The sequence below is a fragment of the Clostridia bacterium genome (assembly GCA_036562685.1).
Lineage (GTDB): Bacteria > Bacillota > Clostridia > Christensenellales > DUVY01 > DUVY01.
The window spans coordinates 1-2,536 of the sequence record DATCJR010000069.1; the positions used below are offsets into that span (position 1 = coordinate 1).

Below are 2,536 nucleotides of genomic sequence, written 5' to 3' on the forward strand. Positions count from 1 at the left end.
ACATGTGCTTTTGCATGGACAATCATAGCAATAATCAGTAGCACCTTGAGGTTTGTTCTTAGAATTGAAATATTTTAAAGAACCATAAGAACTTAAGCTAATACATTTCTTTCCTAACAAAAATGAAATGATATCAAAATCATGACAGCTCTTTTGCAAAATCATCGGACTTGTTGTATTACTGTTTCTCCAATTTCCGCGAACAAAAGAATGCGCTTGATGCCAATATCCAACATTTTCTACAGCATCTAATGTGACTATATCTCCGATAATTTTGGAATCGATAATTTCTTTAATTTTGGTGTAAAAAGGCGCATATCTAAGCACATGACAAACAACTACTAGTCTTTTAGTCTCTTTAACCTTTTTTTCAAGTTCAATACATTCATCCAAATTAGGTGAAATAGGTTTCTCAAGTAAAATATCATAACCTTTATCAAGCGCAATAAGAGCCTGTCTTACATGATCACGATCTTGTGTTGCAATAAAGATTACATCGGCTAATTTATCTTGACTGAGCAAACTTTCTGCACTGTCAAAACACATATTGTCCGGCACATTAAACTCTTTTTTTGCCTCTAACACTTTGTTAGCATCAATATCCGCTATTGCAACTATTTTCATAGTTTCCCTATGTTCATGCTGATATTTTGCGTAAGTGTGATAACCTCTTGATCCTAATCCAACTATTGCTACTGTGTACATCTTTAGTTCATCTCCGTCATTTGTTTAGTAAACAAATTATTTGTTTCATTGATTGGCTATATAATAACACTATAAAATTATAAAGTCAATGTAATATTTTGGAATTTTTGAATATTTTTTTATAAATTACCTAAAAAATAATTGTGTTTTTCTGAAACATATTGTATAATGTTTACTAAACAAGGACTTTAATGAGGTGATTAACAAATGGCAACAATAAGAGACGTTGCAAGATTAGCTAAAGTTTCAATAGCAACGGTATCTCGAATACTTAACAACAGCGCGGATTTTAACACCACCAACAGCACTAGAGAAGCTGTTTTGGAAGCAGCTAGACAGCTTAATTATTCGCCTTCTCAAAATTACAAACGAAAAAACGCTCCTTCAAAAAAAGTAGGAGTTATAATAAACATGACCTCAGAACGCTTTTATGATAGTTATTTTATGAAAGTGTTAGAGGGAATAAAAAACGTCCTTGCAAAAAATGATTATGAATTAAATTTCATACATTCGCAGCATGATTTTAATGAAACGACAATAAATGAACTTTTTGAAACAGATCTAAAAGGATTAATTTTGATGGTAACGCCTAAAGATTTTGATCTGGAATTGATAAGAAAAAAAGTAAAACATCTTGTAGGCGTTGACACTTCTATCTATGATATCGATAACGTTCGTTATAATCGTTATGAAGCCGGCTATAAAGCTATGACATATCTAATAGAAAACAATCATAGAGATATTGCTTATATTGGATCAATTATCAATGAAAACGATATTTCAACATTGGGAAGATATGCTGCTTATAAAAACGTGCTTGCTTATTACAATATCCCCTATAATCCCGAATGGGTAATCAATAGTAATTGGGAAAGACAAAAATGTTTTTCTCTTACTCAGCAGATGCTGTCAAAACCCAAAAGACCGAGTGCAATTTTTGTAGCCAGCGATCATATGGCTATTGCTAGTATGTCGGCTATTTATCAAATGGGTTTACGCATTCCTGATGATATTTCGGTCATCAGTATATCCAATATAGAATCTTCAAAATACACCAATCCGCCGCTTACAACGATATCCATACCGCAGATAGAAATGGGTAACATTATTGCAAATACCCTTATAAAAAGAATAGAAGGAGACAAAAGTCTCCCTCAACAAATTTATGTTCCAACAGAACTTATCGTGCGTAATTCTGTAAAAACTCTATAAAATCAGTAGTTATTGAAAAAATTATCTACTCCTATGTAAATATATACCAAATGCACTTCCTATCGGCATCCCCTTTTCTAACCTTTGTTTAACTTTAGCGGCAAAGCTGCTGGTAGGTTTGTATTTTTGAATATCATCTTCAATACTGCCAAACAAATATCTTTCGGCCGACCTGTTCTCAGGATTAACGCTTATTATCTTATACCTGCTCTTAAAACGCAAAATATTAGAACTTGATGGAAGAAGTTCATCTAGTACGGGCGACAACAGCCATGAACTACAAAGACATATAATACTTTCTGAAGAAAAGAATGTAGTTGCACTATCATAAGATTGTGTGCAGGCATTCTCGTTAAGGGGTTCTCCAGCCGGAATATGTATATTATAAGCTTTTGATCCTTTAGGTATTAAAATATCATTATAAGTATAATCTTCTTCTGTAATAGTGGATTGAAATTGCAATCTGCCCAGTCGGAAAATTTTAAGTTGAATAGGTTCAGCAAGCCAATTTAGTTCTTTTAACCCGCAAATTCCAGTTTCCTTTACACAAACATCATTCCAAATGGCAAAATCTTTAAAAGTGTCAAAATAAACATCATCTGCCCAATTATTATCTACA

The 2,536-nt window shown here is 32.7% G+C and carries 3 protein-coding genes; 1 reads left to right on the forward strand and 2 read right to left on the reverse strand.

Features of this window, described 5'->3' with window-relative positions:
- Positions 1 to 705, reverse strand: a 705-nt coding sequence (locus tag VIL26_03145; protein ID HEY8389927.1) for a Gfo/Idh/MocA family oxidoreductase, incomplete at its 3' end; no start/stop codon positions are given.
- A 207-nt stretch (positions 706 to 912) separates the two neighbouring features.
- On the opposite strand from VIL26_03145, the gene VIL26_03150 reads away from it, so the two are divergent.
- A complete protein-coding gene (locus tag VIL26_03150) occupies positions 913 to 1,917 on the forward strand; it encodes a LacI family DNA-binding transcriptional regulator (protein HEY8389928.1) in 1,005 nt (334 codons plus the stop codon).
- 21 nt (positions 1,918 to 1,938) lie between these two features.
- On the opposite strand, the gene VIL26_03155 is transcribed toward VIL26_03150, so the two are convergent.
- Positions 1,939 to 2,536: acyltransferase domain-containing protein (locus VIL26_03155; protein ID HEY8389929.1), on the reverse strand; the 598-nt coding region annotated here is incomplete at its 5' end.

Coding starts and splice junctions, on each gene's coding strand:
- VIL26_03150 (HEY8389928.1), top strand. CDS start 913: ATGGCAACAATAAGAGACGTTGCAAGATTAGCTAAAGTTTCAATAGCA.